The organism is Sphaerisporangium sp. TRM90804 (assembly GCF_029846175.1).
Taxonomy (GTDB): domain Bacteria; phylum Actinomycetota; class Actinomycetes; order Streptosporangiales; family Streptosporangiaceae; genus Sphaerisporangium.
The window spans coordinates 209,967-236,118 of the sequence record NZ_JARWAC010000002.1 but is presented as its reverse complement, the minus strand read 5'-3'; the positions used below and the strand labels follow the sequence as shown (position 1 = coordinate 236,118).

Below are 26,152 nucleotides of genomic sequence, written 5' to 3'. Positions count from 1 at the left end.
ACCGGCGGCGGATCAGCCCACAGCGGACTACGCGGGACGGGGGCGGCTCAGACCGGGCGGGCCGGGACGGGGGTGAAGGAGCCGCGGTCGAGCACGTGGACGCGGGTGGCGGCGATGTCGAAGTACAGGCCCACGAGCTGGAGCCGCCCCTCGTTCTCCATGCGCAGCACCGAGGGGTAGGTGCGCAGGTTGTCGAGCTGCTGGACGACGTTGGTGCGGCAGAGCCGGTCGAGCGGGCCGCCGTCCTCGCCGTCGCCCTCGGACAGGATGTAGCGCGCCAGCGTGTGGTCGCCGTGCCTGAGCCAGCGCTCCAGGCTGTGCAGCCCCGTCGTCTTCTCCCCGGCGCTCAGCACGGCCGCCATCGCCCCGCAGCCCGAGTGGCCGCACACCGTGATGGACCTCACGCTCAGCGCGGTGGTGGCGTACTCGATCGCCGCCGCCACGGAGTCGCTGGCCGCGCGCTCGTACCTGGGCACGAGGTTGCCCACGTTGCGCACCGTGAACAGGTCGCCCGGGCCGCTGGCGGTGATCAGGCTGGGCACCACGCGGGAGTCGGCGCAGGTGATGAACAGGTGGGACGGATCCTGCGTGCGGGCCATGCGGGTGAGGATCGGCCGTACCAGGGGAGCCGTGCGCCGCTGGAAGTCGCCGGCGCCCGCCAGCAGGTCGGGCACGCCGCCGCGGTCGCGCCCGGCCTCCGCGCTGTCGTGCCGGGCCCCCTCGGCCTCCGGACGCCCGTCGGAGACGCCCGCGAGCAGCCCCCTGCGGCGGTACGCCCTGGGCAGCCACCAGCGATCCGGCGCCCGGGGCGGCGTCTTCGCCGAGGAGGCCCGGGTGCCCTTGCTGGCCGAGGTGTACCACTCGTCGTGGATCTCGTCGATGACGATGGTGCCGCCGGTGCGCTCGTGGTCCAGGCGCCAGCCGTGCAGCGCCTCGAACGCGGCGTTGTCCATGAAGTCGACGTTGAGGTCGAGGTCGACGCGGGTGCCGGCGGGGATGGCCCGCAGGTTCTCGGTCAGGTGCGGCACGCCCACGAAGGTGAGCGAGCCGGTGACCACGACGTGCCAGCGGTCGTCCGGCTCCAGCCGCACCTGCACCGACACCCGGGTCAGCCGGCGAAGCGCGACCAGCACCCCGAGACCCAGGCCGATCAGCACCCCCTCGGCCAGCCCGATCAGCACGACCCCGCCCATGGTAAGCACGTAGATCTGCAGCTCGCCCTGGCTGTGCAGGCCGCGCATGGTGCCGAGGTTGACCATGCGGACGCCGATGAACACCAGCAGGGCCGCCAGCGCCTCCATCGGGATCAGCATGACCGTCCAGCTCAGGCAGACCGCGAACAGCAGCACCCACAGGCCGTGCAGGGTGGTGGACCACCGGCTGCGCGCGCCCGCCCGCACGTTGGCGGTCGTCCGGACGATGACCCCGGCGATGGGCAGGCCGCCCAGGGCCCCGGAGACGATGTTGGCCAGCCCCTGGCCGGTCAACTCGCGGTCGAGGTCGGCGCGCGGCCCCTGGTGCATGCGGTCGGCCGCCACCGAGCACAGCAGCGACTCCACGCCGGCCAGCAGCGCGACCAGCAGGACGGCGCCCGCGATGCCGTGCCAGTCGCCGGACGGCAGGATCGGCGTCGCCCAGTCGGAGAACCCCTTGGACAGGTCGGCGCGCGCGACGTCCCACCCGAAGAACGCGGCGGTGAGCGCGGCGATCACCAGCGCCGCCAGCGGGGCGGGGACCGCGTTCACCCGGGGGAGGCGCGGCCACAGCACCAGCACCGCGATGGTCAGCACCCCGACGGCCACCGCGTGGCTGTGGTTGTCGATGATCTGCTGGGGCAGCTCGGCGAGGTTCTCGATCGCGGACCGCTGCGGCTGGCCGCCGAGCACGATGTGCAGCTGGGCGAGCGCGATCACCACGCCCACCCCGGCCAGCATGCCGTGCACCACCGCCGGGGAGACGGCCAGGGCCGCCCTGGCCACCCGCAGCGTGCCCAGCACGAGCTGCAGAACGCCCGCCATGAGGGTGATCATGCAGGTGGCGCGCCAGCCGTAGGTGTGCACCAGCTCCATGACCACCAGCGCCAGGCCCGCCGCGGGCCCGCTGACCTGGACGGCCGACCCGCCCAGCGGCCCGGCCACCAGCCCGCCGACCACGGCGGCGATCAGGCCCGCGACGAGCGGGGCCCCCGAGCTGACGGCGATGCCGAGCGACAGCGGGACGGCTACGAGGAAGACGACCAGCGACGCGGGCAGATCGCGCCGAAGGACCTGAGTGAGGCGCTGCGTGCTCGTACGACTACCGTCGGTGTCCCCCGTCATGAGGCGACCATACGACGCGACGGCCGTTCGCTTGCTGCTTTGACCGCCGCGTTTTACGGAAGAGCGGGGAAGGTGTGCTGGTTAGCGGTAATAGTCGGGATAATCGGGCTCGGCGGAACGCCGGTGCCCGCCGCGTGAGCGGGACGTCTCCCCGCGCGGGTCGGCCGCGGTGGAGCCGGTCTGGCCGTACAGCTCGGCGTAGGACGGCCAGCTTCCGCCGGCGTTCTGCGGCGGCTGCGGCCACTGGCCGGGCTCGCCCTCCGCGGCCGGGGGACGCCCGGGCTCGGGGCCGTAGCCCTGGTCGGAACCGGCGGCGCCCCGGCCCGTGCCGGAGCGGTCGCGCTGCGCCGGGGGCTCGTAGCCGGACGCGCCGCGCGGCGGGCCGGCCGGGAGCCCGGGGGACGGGGTGGGCCCGGTCACGGAGTCGCCGTCGTCGATGGTCGCCCAGCCCGCGCTCACCTCGTACGAGGGCGCGGACGGAGCCGCCGGGGCGGCGGGCGCGGTGTAGCCGTCGGGGCGGGCGCCGTACGCCGGGAGCTGGTAGTCGGAGGACTTCCAGGTCTCGTTGGAGCCGGACGGCGAGGCGCCGGGCCCGTCGAGGATGTCGTACGTGCCGGCCGCCGGGTAGGCGGGCCGTGCCGGCCACGACTGCTCGCCGGGGCCGCCTGAGGCCGGGGCCAGCGGGTCGCCGCCGCGGCCGTAGGAACCGGAGCCCTGCGACGGCCCGGTGCCCGCCGCGCGCGGCGACTCGAAGGAGCCGGACGACGGGCGGACGGGGTCGAAGGAGCTCGGGCGGTTCGTCTCGGCGGGGCCGGAGGTGCTCAGCGGCCCGGTGGACAGCGGGTTCTGCGACACCGGCCCGCGGGCGGCGCGGCCGCCGGGAAGAGGGCCGCTCGACAGGAGGTCGGGCGCGGAGGGCGTGGCCGGCCTCGGGGCGGTGGACAGCGGGTCGTCCGCCCGGGACGCCGGGCCGCGCGGGGCGGCCAGCGGGTCGCCGGACCGGGGGACGCCCGGCCGTATGCGGGTGGAGGACGACAGCGGGGTGCCCGCCAGCGGGTCGGCGGTCTCCCTGGACGGCGGCTCCGCGGGCCGGCCGGCCGCGAACGGGCCGGTGGCGGTGCGGCTGGGATCGGTGCGCCCGGCCTCGCCCCGCGTGCCGTTCGGCGGGGTGCCGGAGTCGGCGCGGGTGGCGGACGGCCCGGCGGAGGGAACGCCCCTGGGCGGGGAGGTGCGCCGCGTGTCGGCGCGCCGGGGGTCGCCCCCGCGGCCGGGCGCGGGGCGCCCGGGGTCGCCGCCCGCGTCGCCGCGCCGCCTGGGCTTGGGACGCGCGGCGGCGTCGCCGACGCCCAGCGGGTCGGCGGGGTCGGGGCGTGCGGGCCTGCGGGGACGCGGCGGCGACTGGGGGGCGCCCATGGCGCCGAGCACGTCGGTCGGCGGTGCGGCGGCCGGGGTCTGCGGCACCGGGGCCGGGAACGTCACGGTGCGCTCGGCGGCGGGCGGGGCGGCCTCGCGAGCCGGCTCGGCGAGGCCGGCGGCTCGGTTGGGCAGGGGCGCCTGGACGGTGGTGGCCTCGGAGGCGGCCTCGTCCCTCGCCTTGGGGGCGGGGGGCTTGGGCGGCGTGGGCGAGGCGGGGTAGGCGCTCGGGGAGGCGACGTCGGGGCGGCTGGCGCCGACGCGGGCCGCGATGGTGCCGCCGAAGGCGCCGTCGTCGGCGCGCACGCGGGTCCAGTAGTCGTCGTCGTAGTCGTCGGCGTCGCCCCACTCGTCGACGCCGCGGCGGCCGCGGGAGGAGGCGGGCTGCTTGCCCCGGGGCGCCGAACGGCCGCCGGGCCGGCCGGCGGGACGGTTGCCGGGCTTGCCGTTGCCGGGACGCAGGCGCGCGGTGGCCCGCTCGGGCTCCTGGAAGGCGTCGAAGCCCTCGGGGAAGCTCTCGAAGAACGTCTCCTCGGCGGGGCGTTGTCCCGGACGCTTGGGGTCGGGGGTCTCCGCCTGCTCGGCCATCTTGCGCAGCCGCTCGGGCGGGAGGTTGCTCTCACGACGGTTCATCGATCGCATGCCGAGTGCCACGACCACAAGCACGAGCAGCACGACGGCGACGAGGCCGAAAATGACCGCGATCATTGCACCACCCTCATGGCCATGGCCTTCCAGTGGCGCTGGTGAGATCGCGCGGCCATCGACGCGACCTTCCCCCGTTGCTCACCTGCGCTCGGAGATTGCATCTGATTGTGTCCGACCACTATGACCGTTGTCACACCCTACGAGAAGTTCGGTATTCATGACTACGAGTAGTGCCCAGCATGTCACTCTATGTGGGCCGCCGACAGGCGGCCCCTGGCGATCGTGCGCTCCGCGATCTTCTCCATCGTGGAGCGGAGATCGGCGCCTTCTTTGAGGTCGAGCTTCGTATCCAGCGCGTAGACACTGAAACGATACGTGTCATCGGGCTGGCATGGGGGCGAGTAGCCGACCTTGCCGCTGGACGTCATTCCCTGGATCGCGCCTCTGGGCACGCTGTTCTGGGCGAGCTCGGTGGTGCGCGGGTCGATGTTGAACAGCACCCAGTGCACCTCCGCCGCTCCTTGGGCGTTGTTGGCGTCGACCACCAGGGCGATCGACTTGGTCTCCCGCTGCGGAACGCCGGACCAGCGCAACGGCGGGTTGCCGACCTGCCCCTGGCAGGAGTAGTCGGCGGGCAGAGTCGCCTCGTCCCGGAATCGCGGGCTGGAGACGCTCAAGGCGTCCAGCGGCCTGTCGGTGGGAGAGTCGACGCCCACGATGCCACAGCCCGCCGAGGCCGCCACGGCCAGCACCGCGGCGACGACGGTGCGCACCTCGCGTCCCGTCCGCACGACGGGCACGGACTTCCTCCGCTGCCCCATGCCCGCTGATGCTACGCGGAACTGGAGGGTGCGCCGACCTCATCGCGCGATGAGCGCCTGCGCTCACCGTCCCGATCAGCCACAATCAAGACATGGCCGGGGGGAAGTCGCAGAGCAGCGTGAGCTTCGCCGTGCTGGGCCCGTTGGAGGCCGAGCACGACGGGCGCCGTCTGGACATCAGCGGCAGGCGGCTGCGCGTGCTGTTGTCATTGCTGCTGCTCACGCCGGGCCGGGCGGTGCCGGTGGACACCCTCGTCGCCGGCGTGTGGGGCAGCGCCCCGCCGGGCGGGGTGGGCAACGCCCTGCAGGCGCTGGTCTCCCGGCTGCGGGGCACCCTGGGACGGGAACTGGTCGCCGCCGAGGCCGCCGGTTACCGGCTGGCCATATCCCCCGATCAGGTGGACGCCCACCGTTTCGCCCGCCTCGCCGCCGACGGCCGTGCGGCCCTGGAGCGCGGGGACGCCGGCGAGGCCGCGGCCACCTTGCGGACCGCGCTGGCGCTGTGGCGCGGCCCGGCCCTGGCCGAGCTGCGGGGCGAGGAGGTCGCGGAGCCGGAGATCGCCCGGCTCGACGAGCTGCGGCTCGGCGCGGCCGAGAACCGCATCGACGCCGACCTCCTGCTGGGCCGGCACGCCGAGGTCGCACGCGAGCTGCCGCCGCTGATCGCCGCCCATCCGCTGCGCGAGCGCCTGCACGGCCAGTTCATGCGCGCCTTGTTCGAGTCGGGCCGCAGGGTCGAGGCGCTCGCCGCCTACCAGGCGGCCCGCGCCGCCTTCGCCGACGAGCTCGGCACCGACCCCTCGCCCGAGCTGGCCGCCTTGCACCTCTCCCTCCTGCGCCGCACGGCGCCGCCTGACGACGGCCGCCCCGCCGAGGCGCCGCCCGGCGGCGAGGTCCCGGCGGCGGCCGCTGTCAGGCGGGCCGTGCCCGCGCGCGAGGCCGGGCCGCCCGAGGGCGGCGGGCTCGCCCCGGCCGGCCGGGGGACGCGCAGGGGCAACCTGCGCGCCCGGCTGACCAGCTTCGTCGGCCGCGAGCGGGACGTCGAGCGCGCGCGGTCGCTGCTGGACGCCCACCGGCTGGTCACCCTGCTCGGCCCGGGCGGCGCGGGCAAGACCCGGCTGGCGGTCGAGTCGGGGGAGGCGCTGGAAGCCCGCACACCTGACGGCGTGTGGATCGTCGAGCTGGCCCCGGTGCGTGATCCCGAGGACGTGCCCCGGGCGGTGCTCGCCGCGCTCGGCATGCGCGACACCGGCCGCGGCCCCGTGCGCTCGGGCCCGCCGGCGCCGGAGCCCGCCGACCTCACCGACCGCCTGGTGGCCGGGCTGGCCGCCCGCTCGCAGCTCGTCATCCTGGACAACTGCGAGCACCTCCTGGACGCCGTCGCCCGGCTCGCCGACCGCATCCTGGCCGAATGTCCCTCGGTGCGGGTCCTGGCCACGAGTCGCGAGCCGCTCGGCATCACCGGCGAGGTGCTGTGGCCCGTGCAGCCGCTCGACCCCGACCACGCGCGGAGCCTGTTCGCCGACCGCGCCGCCGCCGCGCGTCCCGGTTACGTCGTGGACGGCGACGCCGAGGCGGTGGCGCGCATCTGCGCGGAGCTCGACGGCATGCCGCTGGCCATCGAGCTGGCCGCCGCCCGGCTGCGCACGCTGTCGGCGGGCCAGATCGCCGAGCGCCTGGACGACCGCTTCCGGCTGCTCACCGGCGGGAGCCGCACGGCGCTGCCGCGGCACCAGACGCTGCGCGCGGTCGTGGAGTGGAGCTGGAGCCTGCTGGACGACCGCGAGCGCACGCTCGCGCGCAGGCTGGCCGCCTTCGCCGGGGGCGCGACGCTCGACGCCGTCGAGACGGTGTGCCGCGGCGACGGGCTGCGCAGGGAGGACGTCTTCGACGTCCTGGCCAAGCTGGTCGACAAGTCGCTCGTGATCTGGGAGAACGAGCGCTACCGGATGCTGGAGACCATCCGCGCGTACGCCGCCGAACGCCTCGCCGAGTCCGGCGAGCAGCACCGCGTGCGCCGGGCGCACGCCCGGTACTTCACCGGGGCGGCCGAGGCCGCCGAGCCGGAGCTTCGCCGCGCCGACCAGGTGAAGTGGATCGCCGCCCTTTCGGCCGAGCACGACAACACGACCACGGCCCTGCGGTGGTCGGTCGAGACGGGGGACGCCGACCTCGCGCAACGCCTGGTCGGCGCGCTCGGCTGGTACTGGTTCCTGGCCGGCCGCCGCGCCGAGGGCGCCCAGCGGGCCGCGGAGGCCGTGGCGCTCCCGGCCGGCGACGATCCCGCGCGGCTGGCCCTGGCCTTGGCGGTCCGCGGCATCCTCACCGCGGGCGGCACCAATGACTGGGAGGAGGCCAGGGGGGCGCTGGAGCGCAGCACCCGCATCGCCAGGGAGCACGTCCCGCGGCCCTGGCATCCCATCGTCTCGCTCGCCGAGCCGGTGCTGCTGCTGTTCCTGTCGCCCTCCGGCCCGCTGCCTGACATGACCGAGCTGCTGGACGACCCCGACCCGTGGGTGTCGGCGTGCGCGTACCTCGTCCGGTCGCACGCGCACTTCAACTCCGGGCGCGTACCGGAGGGCGAGGCCGACGTACGCGAGTCGCTCGACCGCTTCCGCGCGCTGGGGGACCGCTGGGGCACCGGGTCGGCGATGGGCACGCTGGCAGAGGTCAGCTTCCTGCACGGGGACAACGCGGCGACGGTGGCGGTCGTCGAGGAGGCGCTCTCGATGATCGACGGGATCGGCGCCGTCGAGGACACCTCGCACCTGCGCACCCGGCTGGCTGTGGCGTTGAACGCTTCGGGCGAGCACGCGCGGGCGGAGGGCGTCGTCGCCGAGGCGCTGGAGATCTGCCGGGGCACCGGCGACCGGGTGGGGGAGGCCGGCGTGCTGACCGTGCGCGGCGACCTGGCCCGCGAGCGCGGAAGGATGCGGGCCGCCGGGCGCGACTACGAGGAGGCCCTGAGGCTGGTGTCGGCCGAACCCCTGCTCTTTCCCGGCTACTTCCGCGGCCTGGTGTACGCGTCCGTGGGGCTGCTCGCCGAGCAGGAGGGCGACCTGGGGGCCGCCCGGGCCGCGCACGCCGAGGCGGTGCGGCTCACCCGAGACGGCCCCGACGCCGTGGTGTTCGGGGGAGTGCTCATCGCCTTCGCCGGTCTCGTGGCGCGCGAGGGGGACGCCGAGGCGGCGGCGGCGCTGCTGGGCGCGTCGGCGCGGGTGCGGGGCGTCGAGGAGGTCACCGGCTTCGACCAGGTGCGGATCACCGAAGCCGTGCGGCGGGCCCTCGGGGACGAGGACTTCGCCCGGGCCTTCGCCCGTGGCCGCGCCATGCCCGCCGAGGACGTCCTGCGGCTGGTCACGAGCTGACCGCCCCCGCCGCACCAGGCGGGCCGGGCACGGCGGGGGCGGGGCGACGGGCCACGTGCGGCGGGTCAGGTGCGGCGGGTCAGGTGCGGCGGCGCAGGGCGCGCAGGGAGAGCGGGGCGAAGACGACCGCGATGCCGACGGCCCACAGGAGCGAGATCGTCGCGTGGGTCGCGACCGGGCCACCGGTGAGCAGGCCGCGGACGGCGTCGGCCAGGTGGGTGACGGGGTTGACCTCGACCCACCGCTGCAGCCACTCGGGCAGCGTGTCGGTCGGCACGAAGGCGTTGGAGGTGAAGGTGAGCGGCATCATGACCGAGAAGGCCATGATCTGCACCTTCTCGGGATCGGCGGCGAGCAGGCCGATGAGGACCGACAGCCACGACATGGCCAGGGCGAAGCCGAGCAGCAGCGCGAGCGCGCCCACCACGCCGAAGACGCCCTGGTGCACGCGGAACCCCAGCACGATGCCGAGGCCGAGGAACAGCGCGAACGCCCACACCTGCTTGAGGGTGTCGGCGACGATGCGGCCGGCCAGCGGCGCCGACCGGGCGATCGGCAGGCTGCGCAGGCGGTCGAACACGCCCTTGGTGATGTCGGTGCTAAGGCCGATCGCCGTGGTGAGCGTGGCGAACAGCATGTTCTGCACGACCAGGCCCGGCAGCGAGAACTGCAGGTACTCGGTGGTGGAGCCCGCGATGGCACCGCCGAACACGTAGGTGAACAGCAGCAGGAACATGATGGGCTGGACCGACAGGTCGAGCAGCTCAAGCGGGTTGTGCTTGATCTGCACCAGGCTGCGCCAGGCCAGCGTCATGGTGTGCCGCAGCGAGGCCAGGGGGCTGACCCGGCCGGGCATGACCGCCACGGGGGTGGTCTCGGGGGCGGTCTGGGTGATGACGGTCATGCCGGCACCTCCTGCTTCACGTTCGGCTCCTCGGCGGAGGGCTCTTCGGCGCGGTGGCCGGTGAGGGCCAGGAAAACCTCGTCGAGGCTGGACTTGCGCAGGCTCAGCTCGCTCGCGACGACGCCGAGGTCGTCCAGGCGGCGCACGATCGACGGGACCAGCGCCGGATTGTTGACGTTGACCGTGGCCTCGCCCCCGGCCACGACCGGCCGCTCGCCCACGACGTCGGCGATGACGTCGGCGACCATGCCGAGGTGACCCGGCTCGGTGGGGCGCACCTGGAGCACCTGGGCGCCGGTGGTGGCCTTCAGCTCGTCGGAGGTGCCCGAGGCGATGACGCGCCCGTGGTCGAACACCACGATGTCGTCGGCCAGCTCGTCGGCCTCCTGGAGGTACTGGGTGGTGAGCAGCACGGTGACGCCCTCGGCCATCAGGCCGCGCACCACCCCCCACAGCTCGGTGCGGCTGCGCGGGTCGAGCCCGGTGGTCGGCTCGTCGAGGAACAGCACGTGCGGCCGGCCCACCAGGCTCGCCGCGAGGTCGAGGCGGCGGCGCATGCCGCCGGAGTAGGTCTTGGCGGCCCGGCCGCCGGCGTCGGAGAGGTCGAACCGGGCCAGCAGCTCGGCGGCCCGCGCCTTGGCCTCCGCGCGCGGCATGTCGAGCAGCCGGCCGATCATCACGAGGTTCTCCACACCGGTCAGCGTCTCGTCGACCGCGGCGTACTGCCCGGTCAGGCCGATCAACGAGCGCACACGGTGGGCGTCCCTGCGGACGTCGAAGCCGGCGACCGTGGCGTGGCCGGCGTCGGCGCGGAGCAAGGTGGCGAGGATGCGCACGGCGGTCGTCTTGCCGGCGCCGTTCGGCCCGAGGACGCCGAGAAGCTTCCCCTCGGGGACGACAAGGTCGACTCCGTCGAGCGCACGGGTCTCGCCATAACGTTTGACCAGACCCTCGGCTTCAATGGCATAGGTCATGAGTGCTCCTTCTGGCGGCAAGCGGGAGATCACGCGTGATCTTGAGATAAACGACTGCCTGAAGTCTCCTGCACCCCACCGACAAAACCCTGAGACGACCAGCCCTTGGACCGTCCGCGGCTGACATGACGCTGATACCGGGACATCTCCCCCCGCGCGCACGGCGCGCGACGGACCCCGGTGGGGCCGTCCGCGGCCCCGTCAGCCCCTGGCAGCCCTGGCAGCTCCTGTCAGCTCCTGTCAGCGCGGTGCCACGTGGGTCCACGGAACCCGATGCTGCCACCCGCGGGCCGTCGTCCGCGTCCGCGCGGACGGGGATGACGGGTGAGGCCCGGGCCGTGCCGGGGTGGTAGGGGAGGGGTAGGGTGACGGGCTCCCCGACACGCGATGTGACGATCTAGCTAGGCTGGTGCCGTGACAGCTCCCCTGCGAGACCCCGTCCACCGGGTCTCACGCCGTGCGATCACGTTGTGGGTGGTGGAGGCCCTGATCGGTTTCGTCCTGCTCGTCGGGGGAGCGGCGCTGGCGGCGTCCATCGTCGACGGCGCCGGGTGGGAGTGGGTGCCCCCCTGGATCGCCGAGCGCGTCTGGTGGCTGCCGGTGGCCCTCGCCGTCATCGAGCTCCCCTTCGTGGTCATCGAGCCGCTGTGGCGCTACGCGGTCCACCGCTGGGAGCTCTCCGGGGACGTGGTCTACGCGCGCTCCGGATGGCTGAGCCGGCAGTGGGTCTTCGTGCCCGTCAGCCGCATCCAGACCGTCGACAAGGAGCAGGGCTGGTTCGAGCGCATGCTCGGCCTGGCCACCCTGGAGATCCGCACCGCCTCCTACGCCGGCTCCTCGTCCATCAAGGGCCTCGACGTGAACATCGCCGCCCGCCTTGCCGAGGATCTCGCCCACCGCGCCCACGAGCTCAGAGACGACGCCACATGACCGGCGCCTCCGAGCCCCCCGGCGAACGCCACACCCCTCCCGGGGAGCGGCCGGCGTCTTCCGGGGAGCGGCCGGCGTCTTCCGGGGAGCGGCCGGCGTCTTCCGGGGAGCGGCCGGCGTCTTCCGGGGACCGGCCCGAGCCTTCCGGCGAGCGGCCTCCGCCTTCGCCTGAACCGCCGGCGTCTTCCGAGGAGCCGGTCGCGCCTCCCGCCGGACGCCCGGCGCCCGCCCCGTGGGTGCCGCCCGGGCCACAGACACGTCCGGATGCCGCGCCGTGGCCCCAGGGCCCCGCCGCCCGCCCCGCGGGCGGCCCGGTCGCGCCCCCGGGTCAGACGGCTCCACCCGGCCAGGTGGCGCCGCACCGAGGGCCCGTGCCGCCGGTGACTCCTCACGGGGGGCCTGTGCGGCCGACGACGCCCCACGGAGGGCCCGTGCAGCCGATGGCGCCCCACGGAGGGATGGCGCCCCACGGAGGGCCCGTGCCACCGGCCGGGCCCCCTGGCGCGCCGGCGCCTTGGGGAGGGCCGGCGCCCTACGGGGGTCCGGTGCCCCCCGGCGGCCCCGTGCCGCCTCCCGACATGGGGTACGGGGGGCCGCCCGGGGAGCCCTACGCGGGGCCGCCGGTGGTGCCGCCGTCGCGGCTCAGCCCGCTGATACTTCTGATCGACCCGGTGCGCATGCTGCCCTCGCTGTTCCTGCCGCTGGCGGGCGTGCTGTTCGTCGGCGGCTTCTCCCCGACGTCGTTCCTCTGGGCGCTCGTCGCCGTCCTGGGCTCGATCGGGTACGCCGCCGTCAGGTGGGCCACCTTCACCTACCAGGTGTCCGCCGACCGCCTGGAGCTGCGGCGCTCGCTGATCAGCCGTTCCACCCGGAGCATCCCGCTCGACCGCGTCCGCGGCGTGGACGTCACGACCCCGCCGCTCCACCGCCTGCTCGGCCTCGCCGTCGTGCGCGTGGACACCGGCGCGGGCGGCGGCGACAAGCAGGAAGGCGAGATCGACGGCATCACGCTCGCCGAGGCGGGGCGCTTGCGCGAGACGCTGCTGCGGCGCAGCCCGGTCGCCCGCCGCGAGCCCGGGCACGCCGGCGTCACGGGCGAGGCCGCGCCCGGTCGCCCGGAGGGGGCCAAGGAAGCGGAGGCGGAGCACGAGCACGTCTACGTGCGCGTGCCGTCGCGCTGGTTCCTGTACGGGCCGCTCTCGGGGGCGTTCCTCCTGACGCCGTTCGCGCTGGTGAGCGGCGCCATCGGCCTGATCTTCCAGTGGGGGCGCGAGTTCGGCATCAACGAGCGGGCGGCGTGGAGCGCGGGGCAGTGGCTCTGGCAGCACCCCCTGCTGCTCGTCCTGGTCGCGGTCCTGCTGGTGCTGGCCATGCCCGTGGTCGGGACCGTCATGTACGCCGTCCTCAACTGGAACTTCACCCTGCGCCGCAGGGGCTCCTCCCTGGTCGCCGAGCGAGGGCTGATCACCCGGCGCAGCGTCGCGCTGGAGCACGCGAGGATCCGCGGGTACCAGATCGCCGAGGGGTTGCTGGAGCGCCGGGCGAGGGTCGGGCGGCTCTGGGCCATCGTCACCGGTCTCGGCGACTCCCAGACGCGAGGCCAGCTGCTGCCCGTCGCCCCGCGCGACTTCGCCCTGAAGACGGCCGCCGAGGCGATCGGCCCCTTCGAGGCGCGGCTTCGTCGCCACCCTCCGCAGGCGCGGCGCAGACGGCTGTTCCGCGCCGTGGCGCCGTGGCTGGTCGTCGCCCTGGCGGCCTTCGCGCTGGGCTGGGCGGTGGCCGGGACGGTGGCGCTGGTCGCGGCGGCGCTGGGCGTGGCGCTGGGCCTCGACCGCTACCGCTCCCTGGGTCACGCCTACGACGGCACCCGCCTGTCGGTCAGGTCGGGCTCGCTGCCCCGTACCCAGGCCGTGGTGGAGCGCCGCGCCCTGGTCGGGTGGACGATCCGCCAGACCTGGTTCCAGCGCCGCTCGCGGGTTCTGACCGTCATCGCCGGCGTGGGCGCGGGCAGCGGCGGCTACGCCGCGATCGACACCGGCGAGGACCAGGGCATCGCCTTCGCCGCCGAGGTGACCCCCGACTGGATGAGGCCCTTCCTCACGGAGCCGTGACGACCCCGCCGGGCCTTCGTCCTTGAGGCGACGACCGCGCGGGTCAGGCGGTGAACAGGGGTCAGCAGGGCGTCCAACGCCGCTTCGACCGCTCGACGGTCGTGTCGCCGGCGCGGCGGGACGAGTCCCGCCCCGCTCTCGCGTTCAGGACCTCGCGTTCAGGACCTCGCGTTCAGGACCTCGCGTTCAGGACCTCGCGTTCAGGACTTCGGGCTCAGGACTTCGGGCTCAGGACCTCGCGTTCAGGACCTCGCGTTCAGGACTTCGGGCTCAAGAGCTCGGGCTCAGGACCTCGCGTTCAGGACTTCGGGCTCAAGAGCTCGCGCTCAGGACCTCGCGTTCAGGACTTCGGGCTCAAGAGCTCGCGCTCAAGAGCTCGCGCTCAGGACCTCGGGCTCAAGACCTCGCGACCACCGACACCCCGCCGGCTCCGGACCCCACTGCTTGACCGGCACCCTGCCCGTAACGGTGCCTTCAGAGCGCCTTGTCGAAAGCGCCCTCACTCAGCCCACCCCCGCCGTCCCGCGGGCAACTCGCCGTACGGGGTGCCACCGGTCAGGCTTGCCGGGCGCTCATCCGTCGGTGGTGCTTCATTCCGGCGCCGGGTCGGTGGTGGGTGGTACGGCGGGGTCGGCGCCATTGTGCGGCGCGCGACCCGGCGGACGTTCGTGGACGGTGACCACTAGTCGGGGCGGCGGGCGCCGAACATGATCTCGTCCCAGGTGGGGACGGACGCGCGTCGGCCGCGGGAGCCCTTGCGGGCGGGGCGGGCGGGCTTGGGGGCCTGCGGCGGGACGGTGGGCTCGCCGGGCTTGGCGTCCTTCTCCTGCCGTTCCACCTTCTCCGGCTTGCCCGTCCTGCTCGCCTTGTCGGTCTTCTCCGGCTCGGCGGCCGCGGCTGCGGCCTGTTCCGCCGTGTCGTCGCTGACCCTGGCGGCGGGCACGGCCACCGCGCCGTCCTCGGACTCCTGCCGCTTGCGCGGGACCGGAGCCTTCTTCGGCGGGTGCGCGGCCTGCCTGGCGGCGGCCGGAGCCTGCTGCGCGGCGGCGGGAGCCGGGCGGGCGGGCTTGCCCGCGGGCGCGCCCGGCTGCTCGGCCGGGGCGGCGGGGGCCTGGTCGGCACGGGAGGCCGCGGCCTGGTCGACACGGGCGGCGGGTACCCGCTCAGGGGCGGGGGCGGATCCAGCGGAGGGGGCCTGCTCGACACGGGGTGCGGCGGCCACGTCGCCGGTGGTCGAGGCCGGGGACGCCTCATCGGCGGACGGCGCGACGGTCGTGTCGTGGGCGGCGGGGACGGCCGGCCGGCGCGCCGCCGGGAGGGCGGGCCCCTCGGCGGGCGTGGAGGCGGGGCCGGTCGTCTCGCGCTCGCGCGCCGGCCGTTCGACGGCGGCCTCGCGCTCCGGCGCGCTGGTCGCGTCCCGCGCCGTGCCGGTGCCCTCGGTGTCGTGAGCCGCTGCGGTGGCCTCGGAGTCCCGAGCCGTAACGGTGGCCGCAGCCTCGCGAGCCGCCGCGGTGGCTTCGGAGTCCCGCGCGGTGGTGGCGGTCGCGGTGTCGCGGGCCGTGGCGTGGGGCTCCGGCGCGTCGACGGTGGGCGAGGTGTCGCGAGTCGCGGCGCCGGCCTCGGCAGCCCGTGTAGTGGTGGCTTCGGTCTCGCGAGCCGCAGTGGCGGCGGCTTCGGTCTCGCGAGCGGCGACGGTGGCCTCGGGGGACCGTGCCGTGATGGTGGCGGCGGTCTGGGCGGCGGCCTCGGCCTCGCGCGCTGTGACGGCGGCCTCCCGGGCGGCGACGGCGGCCTCGCGGGCCAGGGCCGCGGCTTCGCCTTCGCGGGACGCGTCGCCGGTGGACGTCGCGGCGGCCTCGCGCGCGCCGTTCCCGGCGGCCTCGCGCGCGGCGATCTCGGTGGGCTCGTGCGTGCCGTTCCCGGTGGGCCGGGCCTCGTGGGGGGCGGCTTCGGTTCGCTGAGACGCCGGCTCGCGGGTGGCGGTCGGCTCCGCGTGGCGCTGGGGCTGGGCGACGGGCGTCTGCGCGTCGTGCGCGGCGGCGCGCTCGAAGTCGGGCTGCGGCGGGGCGGCGGGGCGCGGCTGCTCGTGGTGGAGGGCGGCCGGCTGGGCCGGGCCCGTGGGGAACGGGGTGTGCGGCGCGACGTCCTGGCGGGCGGCGGGGCGCGACGGCTCCGGGCGGGCGGGGACGGCCTGGGACGCGTGCTCGCCGAAGGACGCGTGGCCCTCGCGGCCGGGTGCGCCCGGCGCGGACATGTCGGGGTGGAACACCGGACGGGGCGGGTCCTGGAAGGCGGCCCGGGATGCCGTCTCCTGGCGCTGGCCGGCACGCTGGGGAGAGCCGTCGCGGTAGGCGGGCTCGTCGGTGTCGTGGCGGCGGAAGGAGCCGGAGTCGGCGGTGTCCTGGCGGTGGGCGGTGCGCTGCGAGGAGTCCTGCCGGTAGGCGGCGGGCTGCTGGGGTGGGTCCTGGTGGAGGGCGGCTGGGCGGGAGGGCTCGCCGGCGGTGTCGGGAGGGCCGTGGTGGTCGAGACGGCGGGAGTGGTCGACGTCGGGGTAGCCGATGTCGGGGTGGTTCCTGGAGGGCGCGGAGTCGTACCGCAGGGAGGCCGGGCGCGAGGCGGGGGACTCCGCGGGCATCGCCGGGACGGGGGTGAGCTTGGCGGCGAGCCGGGGGACGAACGGCGTCACCGTCGCCTCCTCTGACGGCTCCACGTACTCGGTTGCGGACAGGCGCAGCGCCTCGTCGTCGTACGGGGTGACGTGACGGCGCCGCAGGTCGAAGAGCCACTCGGCGTTGCGCGTGTGACCGTTCCACACGAAGCCGAGCTTGATGCGCCACAGGCCGTCGTCACGCTTGCAGGAGTCCCAGTCGATCTCGTCGGCGGGCACGCCCCGGCGGCTCAGCCGCTCGGTCACCAGCTCGCCCAGCGTCGGCCCGGGGGTGGACTCGCCCGGCAGGCGGACGGCGACACGCTGGGCCTGCTGCGCGGTGTACTCGCGTTCCTGCAGGACGGGTCCCTCGAACCAGCGGACACGCTCCACCGGGATACCCGCGGTGGCGGCGATCTCCTCCGCGGTCTCGCCGGCACGAATGCGGGCCTGGATCTCCTTGGGGCGCAACGGACTCTCCACTTCGATCTCGTACTGGCCGAGACGGGAGAAGTTGCCGCGGACCGCCGCGCGGAGCCGTTCGTCGACGGGGAGCGTGAACCGAGTGCCCCGGCCGGCCGTAGCCAGCACGAGGTACGTTCCGTCTTCGCTCACCGCGACGAGTCGGAGCTCCTGCATGCGAGTCCCTTCGTCGTCGTGCTCAATCTTCCCCCGGACCCTTGAGTCTCTCGCGTGAGCCGGTTGCCTGCCAGCACCGTACCCGGCATGTCCGAACATCGCCTTCCTCAGAGGAACGGCAAGCGATGAGAGGTGGTCATATACGTCGCATTCACCCTATCCACCGGGTGCTCGATATGCAGCAAACGGGTCGAGGCCTCTGGACGGATTCTCGCCAATCAGGCCCGTCGCCGCCCGCACTTCAGTGAAGACACCGAGAAATGCGGAACGCCGCGGCGGGGCGGGTCGTCCGGCCGCGCGGGCGCGCGCGAGCGGGGGCGCCCAGGTGGAGATATGCCCGGCCATCCGATCGCGGGCCCCGGTGCGCCGTGAATCGCGAAGCGGAACACGGCGGAAGAGGGTATGCGCGATGGGACTGGAACGGGGAAACAGGTTCGGGAGGGCGCGCGGTGGATAGGGGTGACGCCGCGGCGTCCTGATCAACTGTCGCGCGCCCGGCGGGCGCGCGTGGGACGCACTCACGTGCCGGACCACCGCCACGGCGGGAAGGGATTGATCACAGGAAATGGGCGGCAAGGAGCGGATGGACCTGAGCGCCCCGCAGGTGATGGGAGGCGCGCTGGCGGCGGCCACCGCGGCCGTGGCCGCCTCGTACCTGGGGGTCACGGGCACGATCATCGGCGCGGCGCTGGCGAGCGCGGCCACGACCGTGGGCAACGCCGTCTACACCCACTACATCAAGCGGGGCCACAGCCGGCTGAAGCAGGCGCAGGGGCTGCTCGCCGGGGTGCGGGAGGAGCAGGAGCGGCGGGAGGAGGACGCGCCCGTCGGCCGCCAGGGGGAGGAGGGCCTGGCCATGGCGGCCCACGCCACGGTGCGCGACCACGGCCCGTCCGACCTGCCGCGGACGGTCGACGACGCCGTCCCGCTCAACCCCGCGACGGCGGAGACCCCCAGGCTGCGACGGGCGCCCTCGGGCCCGCTCTGGGTGAGGCTGCTCGTCGCGGCGGCGGCGACGTTCGCGCTGAGCATGGGCGGCATCCTGGCGTTCGAGCTGCTCAGCGGCAAGCCGCTGGCGGCGACGGTGCACGGCCAGGGGGGCTCGGGGACGAGCTGGGGCGGCACGGTCGACGAGGCGCCGGCGACCGAGCCCGCGACCCCGAACTCGCCCACCGGCGAGGCGAGCCCGGCGTCCAGCTCCGAGCCCTCGGTGGATCCGTCCACCGGCGCCTCGCCCGCCCCGGCCGACTCCGAGGCGCCCGCCGTCCCGTCCGAGTCCTCGGCCCCCGAGCCGACCGGTACGGGCGAGGCGCCGCCCGCCGATCCGGAAGGCGGCCAGGACGGGCCGCAGGACGGCCAGATCGAAGGGCCGCAGGACGGGACCTCGGGCCGGTAGCCGCCCAGGCGTCCCGGCCGGGTCGTAGGCCGCATGGTCGCGAGCCCGCGGGGCCGCCCCACCGGGGCGGCCCCGCGCGGCGTCGAGCCGGTGGGCGCGGGTCAACCGAGGACGGTGTCCAGGTAGTCGTTGGCGAACAGCCGCTGCGGGTCGAGCTTGTCGCGCAGGGCCGTGAAGTCCCCGAACCGGGGGTACACCGTCGACAGGTACGCCGCGTCGCGGGTGTGCAGCTTCCCCCAGTGCGGCCGGCCCGACAGGCGGGTCATGATCTCCTCCACCCCCGCGAAGTAGGCGGGGCTGGGGCTCGGCCGGTAGACGTGGCAGGCGACGTAGGCCGTGTCCCTGCCGTGGGCGGTGGACAGCCAGGCGTCGCTCGGCGGGGTGACGCGCACCTCGACCGGGAAGGTGATCGGCCAGCCGCCCATCTCCACCAGGTCGCGGACCTCCCGCAGCGCCTGCGCCAGCCGCTCGCGCGGGATGGCGTACTCCATCTCCAGGAAGCGCACGGTGCGCACGCTGGTGAAGATCTTGTAGGCCTTGTCGGTGCGAGTGGAGGACCCCAGCGCGCGGGCGGAGAGCCCGTTGAGGGCCGGGACGGCGGACGGGAAGCGCCGCCCGGCCGCGCACAGCGCGCCGAACAGCGTGTTCTCCAGGAACACGGCCTCCAGCCAGTGCCTGGCCGCGCTGTCGGGCGCGGCGGGCCCGGGGGAGCGGTTGCCGCTCTTGACCAGGCAGGCGTCGGTGTGCGGCAGCCAGAAGAAGTCGAGGTGCTCCTCGGCGCCGAGCACCTCCTCCAGGCGGAACAGCATGTCCGAGAACACCGCCGGCCGCCGGACGCCGCGCAGCAGGAACGCCGGCTCCACCCTGAAGGTGACGGCCGTGAGGATGCCGAGGGCTCCGAGGCCGACCCTGGCGGCGTCGAACAGCTCGCCGTCGGAGACCGTGACGGCCGACCCGTCGGCCAGCACCATCTCCAGCTCGGCCACCTGGTCGGCCAGCCCGCCGACGTCCCGCCCGGTGCCGTGGGTGCCGGTCTGGATGGCGCCGGCCACGGTCTGCTCGGACACGTCGCCCATGTTGGCGAGCGCCAGCCCGAGCCGGTCGAGCTCCCGGTTCAGGACGCTCAGCGGCGTGCCGGCCGCGGCGCGCACCAGGCCGTCGCCGACGCGCTGGACGCCGGTCAGCGCTTCGGGCCGCAGCAGGATGCCGTCGGTGAGCGCGACGCCGGTGAACGAGTGCCCCGTGCCGGTCATCCGCACCCGGGTGCCGCGCGCGGCGGCGTCGCGGACGGCCGCCGCCACCTGCTCGGCCGAGGCGGGAGCGCGGACCTCGGCCGGGGTGATCGACTGGTTGCCCGCCCAGTTGCGGAAGACGCGTTCCATGGTGGAGCACGATAAACAGCAACCCGGCGGTTGGCCAGGGATGCCGCCGCGCTCAGGACGCGGCGGCGGCCTCGGTCTCGGGGGTGCGCAGCCAGGTGTTGCCGCCGACGCCGATCATCACGGCCAGCGTCGCGCAGATGAGGGAGAACGCGTAGGCGTTGGAGGGGCCGAAGGAGTCGGTCAGCCGCCCGCCGGCCCACGCGCCGATCGCCACGCCGAAGCCCACGGCGGTGGAGATCCACGCCATCCCCTCGGTGAGCAGGTGACCGGGGACCAGCCGCTCGATGAGCGCGTAGCCGGTGATGATCGTCGGGGAGATCGCCAGGCCGGCGAAGAACAGCGCGACGGCCATCACCTTGGTGTCGGCGATCAGCACGATCGGGGTGAGGCCGGCCGCGAACACCACCAGGCCCCTGATGAACCGGTGGCGCAGCGAGATGCGCCACTGGCGGAAGCCGAACCAGAGCCCGGACACCATGCTGCCGCCCGCGAAGGAGGCCAGCAGCAGCCCGGCCGCGGCCTTGGCGCCGTGGGCCTCGGCGAAGGCGACGGTGATCAGGTCGACCGAGCCGAACACCGCGCCCATCGCGAGGAACACGCACGACAGCAGCGCCACCCCGGGGATGGTGATCGGGCTGCCGGAGGCGACGGTGACGGTGCGCACGGGCGGTTCGGTCCTGCGCTGCAGCGCGAAGGCGATCGTGCCGGCGACGGTGAACGCGATGGCGAGGATCAGCCCCGCGTACAGGTTGACCATGGTGGTGAGGAAGGTGACCAGGGCGGGGCCGGTCACGAAGATGACCTCGTCGGCGACCGACTCGAACGAGAACGCCGTGTGCAGGCGGGCCGAGCCGCCGAGCAGGTGCGACCACCGGGCCCTGACCATCGAGCCGAGCGAGGTGGCCGCGCCGCCGGCGATCACGCCGGAGGCGAACAGCGTCCACAGCGGGGCGTCGTTGTGCGCGCACACCATGAGGGCGGTCAGCGCGGCGCCGTGCAGCAGGACGAAGGGGACCAGTATTCTGGCCTGGCCGTACCTGTCCACCAGTCGCCCCGTGAGCGGGGCGGCGACCGCATAGGCGATGGAGACGGTGGCCGAGACGGCCCCGGCCGTGGCCCAGGAGTTGGTGAGGGCCGAGATGAGCAGCACGATCCCGATGCCGAGCATCGACATCGGCATCCGCCCGAAGAACCCCGCGACGACGAAGCCTTTGGCACCGGGCACGCTGAACAGCTCTCGATACGGCCCGACCACTCTTGCGCCCCTCTCGCCTGGCCCTTGTGTGCGGCGAAGCGTCCTCTTCGCCTCTTTTGCACGCCCGAACGACGCGACAAGTGATTTTCGGGCAACGTACACGAATCAGGACGCGTAGGTCTAACGTGGGTCAAGTGTCCCCTCGTCCCGGGCTCGCTCTTTCGCCTGCCGTCGTGGTGGGACTGGCCCTCCTCATCGTGCTCGGAGTCGCGACGGGCGGGGCGTTCCTCCTCACCCGCGGTCCTGGAGATACCCGGCCGGAAGCCGCCGGTACCCCGCTCGCCGACGCCCGCGCCCTGACGGCCCCGGTGTCGGGCTTTCCCGCCCTCACCCCGCCCGCGTCCCCCGATCAGGCCTCCCCCTCGTCGCCGTCACCCGGCCCGGCGCGGCCGTCGGGCGTGTACGCCACCGCGGGCACCGGGCCGGTCGCCGAGCCGCCGAAGGCCGCCTCCACGCCGCCGCGCCTCATCGCCGTCGGGCGCGGGACGGTGGGCGAGGAGGTCCTGGGGAAGATCGCCAAACTGAGGAACGTGGGACGGGTCGCGGTCGCCGACGGCGGCGCCGTCCGCTTCTCGACCGCGACGCTCAACCTGCTCGCCGTCGACCCCGCCGAGTTCCGCTCCTGGGCGCCCAAGGCCGTGGCCGACGAGCCGCGCGTGTGGGAGGCGCTGGCCCGCGGCGAGTTCGTCGCCGACTCCCGCACCGCCGCGCTCTACCGTCTCCAGCTCGGCGGGGAGTACCAGGCGCAGGGCAGCTCGCGGCTGCGGGTCGCCGCGTCGGCGCCGTTCGGCCTGCCCGGCGTGGACGGAGTGGTCGGCAGGGAGACGGGCCGCGCGCTCGGCCTGGTGCCGGGTGTGGCCGTCCTGGTGCACGCCGCCAAGGCGGCGGCCCCGGCCGTCGCCACCGGGGTCAAGCGGCTGCTGGGCGCGGGCGCGCAGGTGGTGACGATCGGCGCCGGACGTGCCAAGGCGCCGGTATCGGTCCCGGCGGCCGACCCCGAGGACACCAGGCCCGCGGGGCGCGGCGCCTACCACGTGGGGCGGCCCGGCAGCTATCTCGACCTCTACCGCGTGGCCGCGGGGGTGTGCCCCGGCCTGTCGTGGTCGGTCCTGGCCGCGATCGGCCAGGTGGAGAGCGGGCACGGCCGCAACAACGGCCCCTCCTCCGCGGGCGCGCTCGGCCCGATGCAGTTCATGCCCGCCACCTGGAAGGCGTACGGCGTGGACGGCGACGGCGACGGCAAGGCCGACATCTGGAGCGCCTACGACGCGGTGCCGTCGGCGGCGCGCTACCTGTGCGCCAACGGCGGCGGCCAGGGGGGCCAGCGGCTCCGTTCGGCGGTCTACCGCTACAACCACTCGTGGGCCTACGTGAACAAGGTGCTCGGCCTGGCCACCGCGTACGCGCGCGGCTACCCCTGACGGGGCGCGCCGGCATACGGGGCGCGCCGGCATACGAAGCGCGCTGATCTGCGGGGGCGCGCTGATCTACGGGGCCGGGCGACCTTACGGGGCGGGGCGACCTTACGGGGCGGGGCGGCGGGCCGGGGCGGGGCAGCACAGGGCCGGGCACGCCGCGGGCTCGGGCTCGTCGAGCAGCTCGCGCACCATGGACACGAACCTCGGGTGGGTGCCCGCCGTCGCGGCGCGGGTGAGGTGCAGCCCGACCTCGCGCGCCACGTCGGCCGCCTCGGTGTCGAGGTCGTAGACGACCTCCATGTGGTCGGAGACGAAGCCGATCGGCACCAGCACCACGGCCTCGGTGCCCGCCGCGCGCAGCGCCCTGAGGTGGTCGCAGACGTCGGGCTCCAGCCACGGCACGTGCGGCGGCCCGCTGCGGCTCTGCCACACCAGGTCGAACGGCCGGTCGCCCGCCACCATCGCGGCGGCGGCGCGCAGCTGGGCCTCGTACGCGCCCCCCGCGGGCCCGGCGGAGGCCGCCATCGAGACCGGGATGCTGTGGGCGGTGAACACCAGGCGGGCGGTCTCCCGGTGCTCCTCGGGGAGCCGGTCGACGGCCTCGCGGGTGTGGTCGGCCATGGCGGCGATGAAGCCCGGGTGGCCGTAGTAGTGGCGCAGCCTGACGACCTCCGGCGCCCCGGGCACCTCGGCCCTGGCCCTGGCGATGTCGTCGAGGTACTGACGGCAGCTGGAGTAGGAGCTGTAGGCCGCGGTGATGAACGCCGCCGCGCGGGTGACGCCGTCGGCCGCCATCTCGCGCATGGTGTCGGTGAGGAAGGGATGCCAGTTGCGGTTGCCCCAGTAGATCGGGAGGCCGACCTCGGGCCGCAGCGCCTCGATGAGGTCGCGGCACTGCTGGTTGATCGGGCTGACGCCGCCGACGCCCTGGTAGTGGTGCTCGACCTCCAGAAGGCGTTCGCGCGGCACGCCGCGACCCCGGACGACGTTCTCCAGGAAAGGCATCACGTCATCGGGCTTCTCGGGCCCCCCGAAGGAGACGACCAGCAACGCGTCGTAACGTCCCATGCCCCCATCCAACCGCATGCGCGAGGGTGCGCTAGCTATGGGAGTGGCAGCCGGGCCGGGTAGGTTCGGAGAAGTGAGTCACTTCAAGGACATCCGCCAATATGTCGCCGTGCCGCGTGTGCTGTCGCTCCGCCTGTCACCGGACGGCACACGTCTCGCCTGCGTCGTCCAGTCGCTCAACCCCGACGGCAAGTCCTACGGCACCGCGCTCTGGGAGGTGCCGACCGGCCCCGACGGCGAGCCGCACCGGCTGACCCGCTCGGCCAAGGGCGAGACCGGCGCCGAGTTCACCCCCGACGGCGACCTGCTGTTCGTGTCCGGCCGCCCCGACCCGACCGTGAAGGACCAGCCCGGCGAGGAGGTCCCCGCGCTGTGGCTGCTGCCGGCCCGGGGCGGGGAGGCCCGCCGGGTCGCCGAGCGGCCGGGCGGCGTCGCCGGGCTCCAGGTCGGCGGCTCCACGGTGGTCTTCGGCGCCGACGTGCTGCCCGGCGACCCCGGCACCGAGGCCGACCGGCGCAAGGCGCGCAAGGACGCCGGCGTCAGCGCGATCCTGCACGAGGGGTACCCGATCCGCAGCTGGGACCACGACCTCGGGCCGGGCATGCCGCGCCTGTTCGCCGCCTCGCTTCCCGGCCTGGCCGAGCCCCGCGACCTGACGCCCGACCCCGGCGGGGCCCTGGTCGACGCCTCGTTCGCCGTGACCCCCGACGGGGCGACCGTCGTCGCCACCTGGCGGGTGCCGGGGGACGCCGGCCAGTCGAGCACCGACCTGGTGGCGATCGACGTCGCGACCGGCGAACGCCGCGTGCTGGCGACGTCGCCGGAGCACGACTTCTCCGGCCCGATCAAGATCTCCCCCGACGGGCGGTTCGCCGCCTGCTGGCGGGAGCGCCGCGCCGACCAGGAGACGGCCGTCGACTTCGCGCTGTGGATCACCGAGATCGCCACCGGCGAGGGGGCCGCGCGCAGCGCCGACCTCGCGCCGGGCTCCATCGTGTGGGCGCATGACTCCGAGTCGCTCTTCGCCGCCTGCGACGACCACGGCCGCCGCCCCGTCTTCCGCGTCGGCCGCTCCGAGGGCGACCCGGTGCGCGTCACGCCGGGCGACCAGGCGTTCTCCGAGGTGTGCCCGTCGCCCGACGGCCGCCACCTGTACGCGCTGCGCAGCTCGGTCGCCGGCCCGGCCACCCCGGTGCGCGTCGCCCTGGACGGCGGTGAGGTCACCGAGCTGCCCTCGCCGACGCCGGCGCTGGAGATCCCCGGCACGCTGACCGAGGTCACCGCGGTCGCCGACGACGGCGTCCAGGTCAGGGCCTGGCTCGTGCTGCCCGCGGGCGCCTCGGCCGCCAGCCCGGCCCCGCTGCTGGTCTGGATCCACGGCGGGCCGCTGTCGAGCTGGAACGACTGGTCGTGGCGCTGGAACCCGTGGATCATGGCCGAGCACGGCTACGCCGTCCTGCTGCCCGACCCGGTGCTGTCCACGGGGTACGGCCAGGCCATGATCCAGCGCGGCTGGGCCGCCTGGGGTCCGCGCACGCACGCCGACCTGATGGCGATCACCGACGCGTGTGTGGCCCGGCCCGACGTCGACGAGGCGCGCACCGCCGCCATGGGCGGCTCCTTCGGCGGTTACATGGCCAACTGGGTCGCCGGGCACACCGACAGGTTCCGGGCGATCGTCACCCACGCCTCGCTGTGGAACCTCGACCAGTTCGCCGGCACAACCGACTGGTCGATGTACTGGCAGCGGGAGTTCGGCGCGCCCGGCTCCAAGCTGTACCGGGAGCTGTCGCCGCACCACTGGCTCGACGAGATCAGGACGCCGATGCTCGTCATCCACGGCGACAAGGACTACCGCGTGCCGATCGGCGAGGCGCTGCGGCTGTGGTGGGACCTGCGGCGGTCGTCGGTGGAGTCGAAGTTCCTGTACTTCCCCGACGAGAACCACTGGATCCTCAAGCCCGGCAACACGGTCGCCTGGTACGAGACGGTCCTGGCCTTCCTGGCGCAGCACGTGCTGGGAGAGGAATGGGAACGCCCGGAGTCGCTGGCATGAGCGACCTGCTGGAGCTGGCGGTCGGCATCGCCCGCGAGGCGGGCGAGATGCTGCTCGCCGAGCGCCCCGCCCGGCCCCGGGCGGTGCAGACCAAGTCCAGCGCGACCGACGTCGTCACCGCGCTCGACCGGGCGTCGGAGGAGCTGATCAGGGCGCGGGTGAAGGCGGCCAGGCCGGGCGACGCCATCCTGGGCGAGGAGGGCGGGGAGACCGGCGCCGGGCGGGTCCGCTGGATCGTCGACCCCATCGACGGCACGGTCAACTTCATGTACGGCCTGCCCGACTGGGCGGTCAGCATCGCCGTCGAGGTGGACGGCGAGATCGTCGCCGGGGTGGTGAACGCGGTGCCGCGCGGCGAGCTGTTCGCCGCGGCGAAGGGAGACGGCGCCGAGCTGCTGCGCCCCGGCCTGCCGTCGGAGCGGCTGGCCTGCAACACCGGCGTGCCGCTGTCCCTGGCCCTCATCGCCACCGGGTTCGGCTACCAGACGGGCCGCCGGGCCGTGCAGGCCGAGGTGCTCGCGCACGTGCTGCCCCGGGTGCGGGACATCCGGCGGGCCGGAGCCTGCTCGCTCGACCTGTGCTCGGTCGCGGCCGGCCGAGTGGACGGCTTCTACGAGCGCGGGCCGCAGTACTGGGACTACGCCGCCGGGGGGCTGGTCGCGGCCGAGGCCGGGGCCACGATCGGCGGGCTGCGCGGCCGGCCGTACAACTCCGACCTCACCTTGTGCGCGGCCCCGGGCCTGTTCGAGGAGCTGCACGACCTGCTGCTCCCGCTGGACCCTGAACGCGACGCCTGACCCCGAC

The 26,152-nt window shown here is 74.8% G+C and carries 16 protein-coding genes; 7 read left to right on the top strand and 9 right to left on the bottom strand.

Going from position 1 to position 26,152, the window contains the following annotated elements; translation table 11 throughout:
• Window positions 1-47: 47 nt before the first annotated feature.
• The 3 genes from PYR91_RS02735 to PYR91_RS02725 all read right to left on the bottom strand — a co-directional run bounded on the left by PYR91_RS02735 (window position 48) and on the right by PYR91_RS02725 (window position 5,200).
• Complete coding sequence (locus PYR91_RS02735; protein ID WP_279777146.1) at window positions 48-2,318, bottom strand: bifunctional SulP family inorganic anion transporter/carbonic anhydrase; 2,271 nt, start codon at window positions 2,316-2,318, stop codon at window positions 48-50.
• Between the two features lie 81 nt (window positions 2,319-2,399).
• Window positions 2,400-4,439, bottom strand: a complete 2,040-nt coding sequence (locus tag PYR91_RS02730) for a hypothetical protein (protein WP_279777145.1) — start codon at window positions 4,437-4,439, stop codon at window positions 2,400-2,402.
• A gap of 182 nt (window positions 4,440-4,621) precedes the next feature.
• Window positions 4,622-5,200: a YbhB/YbcL family Raf kinase inhibitor-like protein gene (locus PYR91_RS02725; RefSeq protein WP_279777144.1), complete on the bottom strand. Its 579-nt coding sequence runs from the start codon at window positions 5,198-5,200 to the stop codon at window positions 4,622-4,624.
• 92 nt (window positions 5,201-5,292) lie between these two features.
• Here PYR91_RS02725 and PYR91_RS02720 point away from each other — a divergent pair, with 92 nt between their 5' ends.
• Entirely contained in the window at window positions 5,293-8,568 is a 3,276-nt protein-coding gene (locus PYR91_RS02720; RefSeq protein WP_279777143.1) for a BTAD domain-containing putative transcriptional regulator, read from the top strand.
• A gap of 79 nt (window positions 8,569-8,647) precedes the next feature.
• On the opposite strand, the gene PYR91_RS02715 is transcribed toward PYR91_RS02720, so the two are convergent.
• Both PYR91_RS02715 and PYR91_RS02710 read right to left on the bottom strand, forming a co-directional pair.
• Window positions 8,648-9,472: an ABC transporter permease gene (locus tag PYR91_RS02715; RefSeq protein WP_279777142.1), complete on the bottom strand. Its 825-nt coding sequence runs from the start codon at window positions 9,470-9,472 to the stop codon at window positions 8,648-8,650.
• Entirely contained in the window at window positions 9,469-10,446 is a 978-nt protein-coding gene (locus PYR91_RS02710) for an ATP-binding cassette domain-containing protein (protein WP_279777141.1), read from the bottom strand. The genes PYR91_RS02715 and PYR91_RS02710 overlap by 4 nt, the downstream gene beginning before the upstream one ends.
• A 414-nt stretch (window positions 10,447-10,860) precedes the next feature.
• On the opposite strand from PYR91_RS02710, the gene PYR91_RS02705 reads away from it, so the two are divergent.
• Complete coding sequence (locus PYR91_RS02705; RefSeq protein ID WP_279777140.1) at window positions 10,861-11,376, top strand: PH domain-containing protein; 516 nt, start codon at window positions 10,861-10,863, stop codon at window positions 11,374-11,376.
• Window positions 11,377-11,954: 578 nt separating this feature from the next.
• A complete protein-coding gene (locus PYR91_RS02700; protein ID WP_279777139.1) occupies window positions 11,955-13,487 on the top strand; it encodes a PH domain-containing protein in 1,533 nt (510 codons plus the stop codon).
• Between the two features lie 682 nt (window positions 13,488-14,169).
• Here the strand turns inward: PYR91_RS02700 and sepH are convergent.
• Window positions 14,170-16,773, bottom strand: coding sequence for a septation protein SepH (gene sepH / locus PYR91_RS02695; protein WP_279777138.1), 2,604 nt, complete (start codon window positions 16,771-16,773; stop codon window positions 14,170-14,172).
• Window positions 16,774-17,356: 583 nt separating this feature from the next.
• On the opposite strand from sepH, the gene PYR91_RS02690 reads away from it, so the two are divergent.
• Window positions 17,357-18,169 carry a hypothetical protein gene (locus PYR91_RS02690; protein WP_279777137.1) on the top strand — a complete coding sequence of 271 codons (813 nt, stop codon included), beginning with the start codon at window positions 17,357-17,359 and terminating at the stop codon, window positions 18,167-18,169.
• A gap of 101 nt (window positions 18,170-18,270) precedes the next feature.
• Here PYR91_RS02690 and PYR91_RS02685 read toward each other — a convergent pair whose 3' ends face one another.
• Both PYR91_RS02685 and PYR91_RS02680 read right to left on the bottom strand, forming a co-directional pair.
• Window positions 18,271-19,551, bottom strand: a complete 1,281-nt coding sequence (locus tag PYR91_RS02685; RefSeq protein ID WP_279777136.1) for a D-arabinono-1,4-lactone oxidase — start codon at window positions 19,549-19,551, stop codon at window positions 18,271-18,273.
• A gap of 52 nt (window positions 19,552-19,603) precedes the next feature.
• A complete protein-coding gene (locus PYR91_RS02680) occupies window positions 19,604-20,776 on the bottom strand; it encodes an MFS transporter (protein WP_279777135.1) in 1,173 nt (390 codons plus the stop codon).
• Between the two features lie 203 nt (window positions 20,777-20,979).
• Between PYR91_RS02680 and PYR91_RS02675 the strand changes: the two genes are divergently transcribed.
• Complete coding sequence (locus PYR91_RS02675; RefSeq protein ID WP_279777134.1) at window positions 20,980-22,227, top strand: lytic transglycosylase domain-containing protein; 1,248 nt, start codon at window positions 20,980-20,982, stop codon at window positions 22,225-22,227.
• A 102-nt stretch (window positions 22,228-22,329) separates the two neighbouring features.
• Here PYR91_RS02675 and PYR91_RS02670 read toward each other — a convergent pair whose 3' ends face one another.
• On the bottom strand, window positions 22,330-23,292 hold the full coding sequence (locus PYR91_RS02670; RefSeq protein ID WP_279777133.1) for a ferrochelatase: 963 nt from the start codon (window positions 23,290-23,292) through the stop codon (window positions 22,330-22,332).
• 73 nt (window positions 23,293-23,365) lie between these two features.
• Here PYR91_RS02670 and PYR91_RS02665 point away from each other — a divergent pair, with 73 nt between their 5' ends.
• Complete coding sequence (locus tag PYR91_RS02665) at window positions 23,366-25,348, top strand: S9 family peptidase (protein ID WP_279777132.1); 1,983 nt, start codon at window positions 23,366-23,368, stop codon at window positions 25,346-25,348.
• Window positions 25,345-26,145 carry an inositol monophosphatase family protein gene (locus PYR91_RS02660; RefSeq protein WP_279777131.1) on the top strand — a complete coding sequence of 267 codons (801 nt, stop codon included), beginning with the start codon at window positions 25,345-25,347 and terminating at the stop codon, window positions 26,143-26,145. Before PYR91_RS02665 ends, PYR91_RS02660 begins: the two co-directional genes overlap by 4 nt.
• The last annotated feature ends 7 nt before the right edge of the window (window positions 26,146-26,152 follow it).

Bases quoted from the DNA above. Each gene is read 5' to 3' on its own strand.
- PYR91_RS02690 (WP_279777137.1), top strand. From the start codon at position 17,357: ATGGACCTGAGCGCCCCGCAGGTGATGGGAGGCGCGCTGGCGGCGGCC.
- PYR91_RS02670 (WP_279777133.1), bottom strand. From the start codon at position 23,292: ATGGGACGTTACGACGCGTTGCTGGTCGTCTCCTTCGGGGGGCCCGAG.
- sepH (WP_279777138.1), bottom strand. From the start codon at position 16,773: ATGCAGGAGCTCCGACTCGTCGCGGTGAGCGAAGACGGAACGTACCTC.
- PYR91_RS02685 (WP_279777136.1), bottom strand. From the start codon at position 19,551: ATGGAACGCGTCTTCCGCAACTGGGCGGGCAACCAGTCGATCACCCCG.
- PYR91_RS02715 (WP_279777142.1), bottom strand. From the start codon at position 9,472: ATGACCGTCATCACCCAGACCGCCCCCGAGACCACCCCCGTGGCGGTC.
- PYR91_RS02700 (WP_279777139.1), top strand. From the start codon at position 11,955: ATGGGGTACGGGGGGCCGCCCGGGGAGCCCTACGCGGGGCCGCCGGTG.
- PYR91_RS02725 (WP_279777144.1), bottom strand. From the start codon at position 5,200: ATGGGGCAGCGGAGGAAGTCCGTGCCCGTCGTGCGGACGGGACGCGAG.
- PYR91_RS02730 (WP_279777145.1), bottom strand. From the start codon at position 4,439: ATGATCGCGGTCATTTTCGGCCTCGTCGCCGTCGTGCTGCTCGTGCTT.
- PYR91_RS02660 (WP_279777131.1), top strand. From the start codon at position 25,345: ATGAGCGACCTGCTGGAGCTGGCGGTCGGCATCGCCCGCGAGGCGGGC.
- PYR91_RS02710 (WP_279777141.1), bottom strand. From the start codon at position 10,446: ATGACCTATGCCATTGAAGCCGAGGGTCTGGTCAAACGTTATGGCGAG.
- PYR91_RS02720 (WP_279777143.1), top strand. From the start codon at position 5,293: ATGGCCGGGGGGAAGTCGCAGAGCAGCGTGAGCTTCGCCGTGCTGGGC.
- PYR91_RS02735 (WP_279777146.1), bottom strand. From the start codon at position 2,318: ATGACGGGGGACACCGACGGTAGTCGTACGAGCACGCAGCGCCTCACT.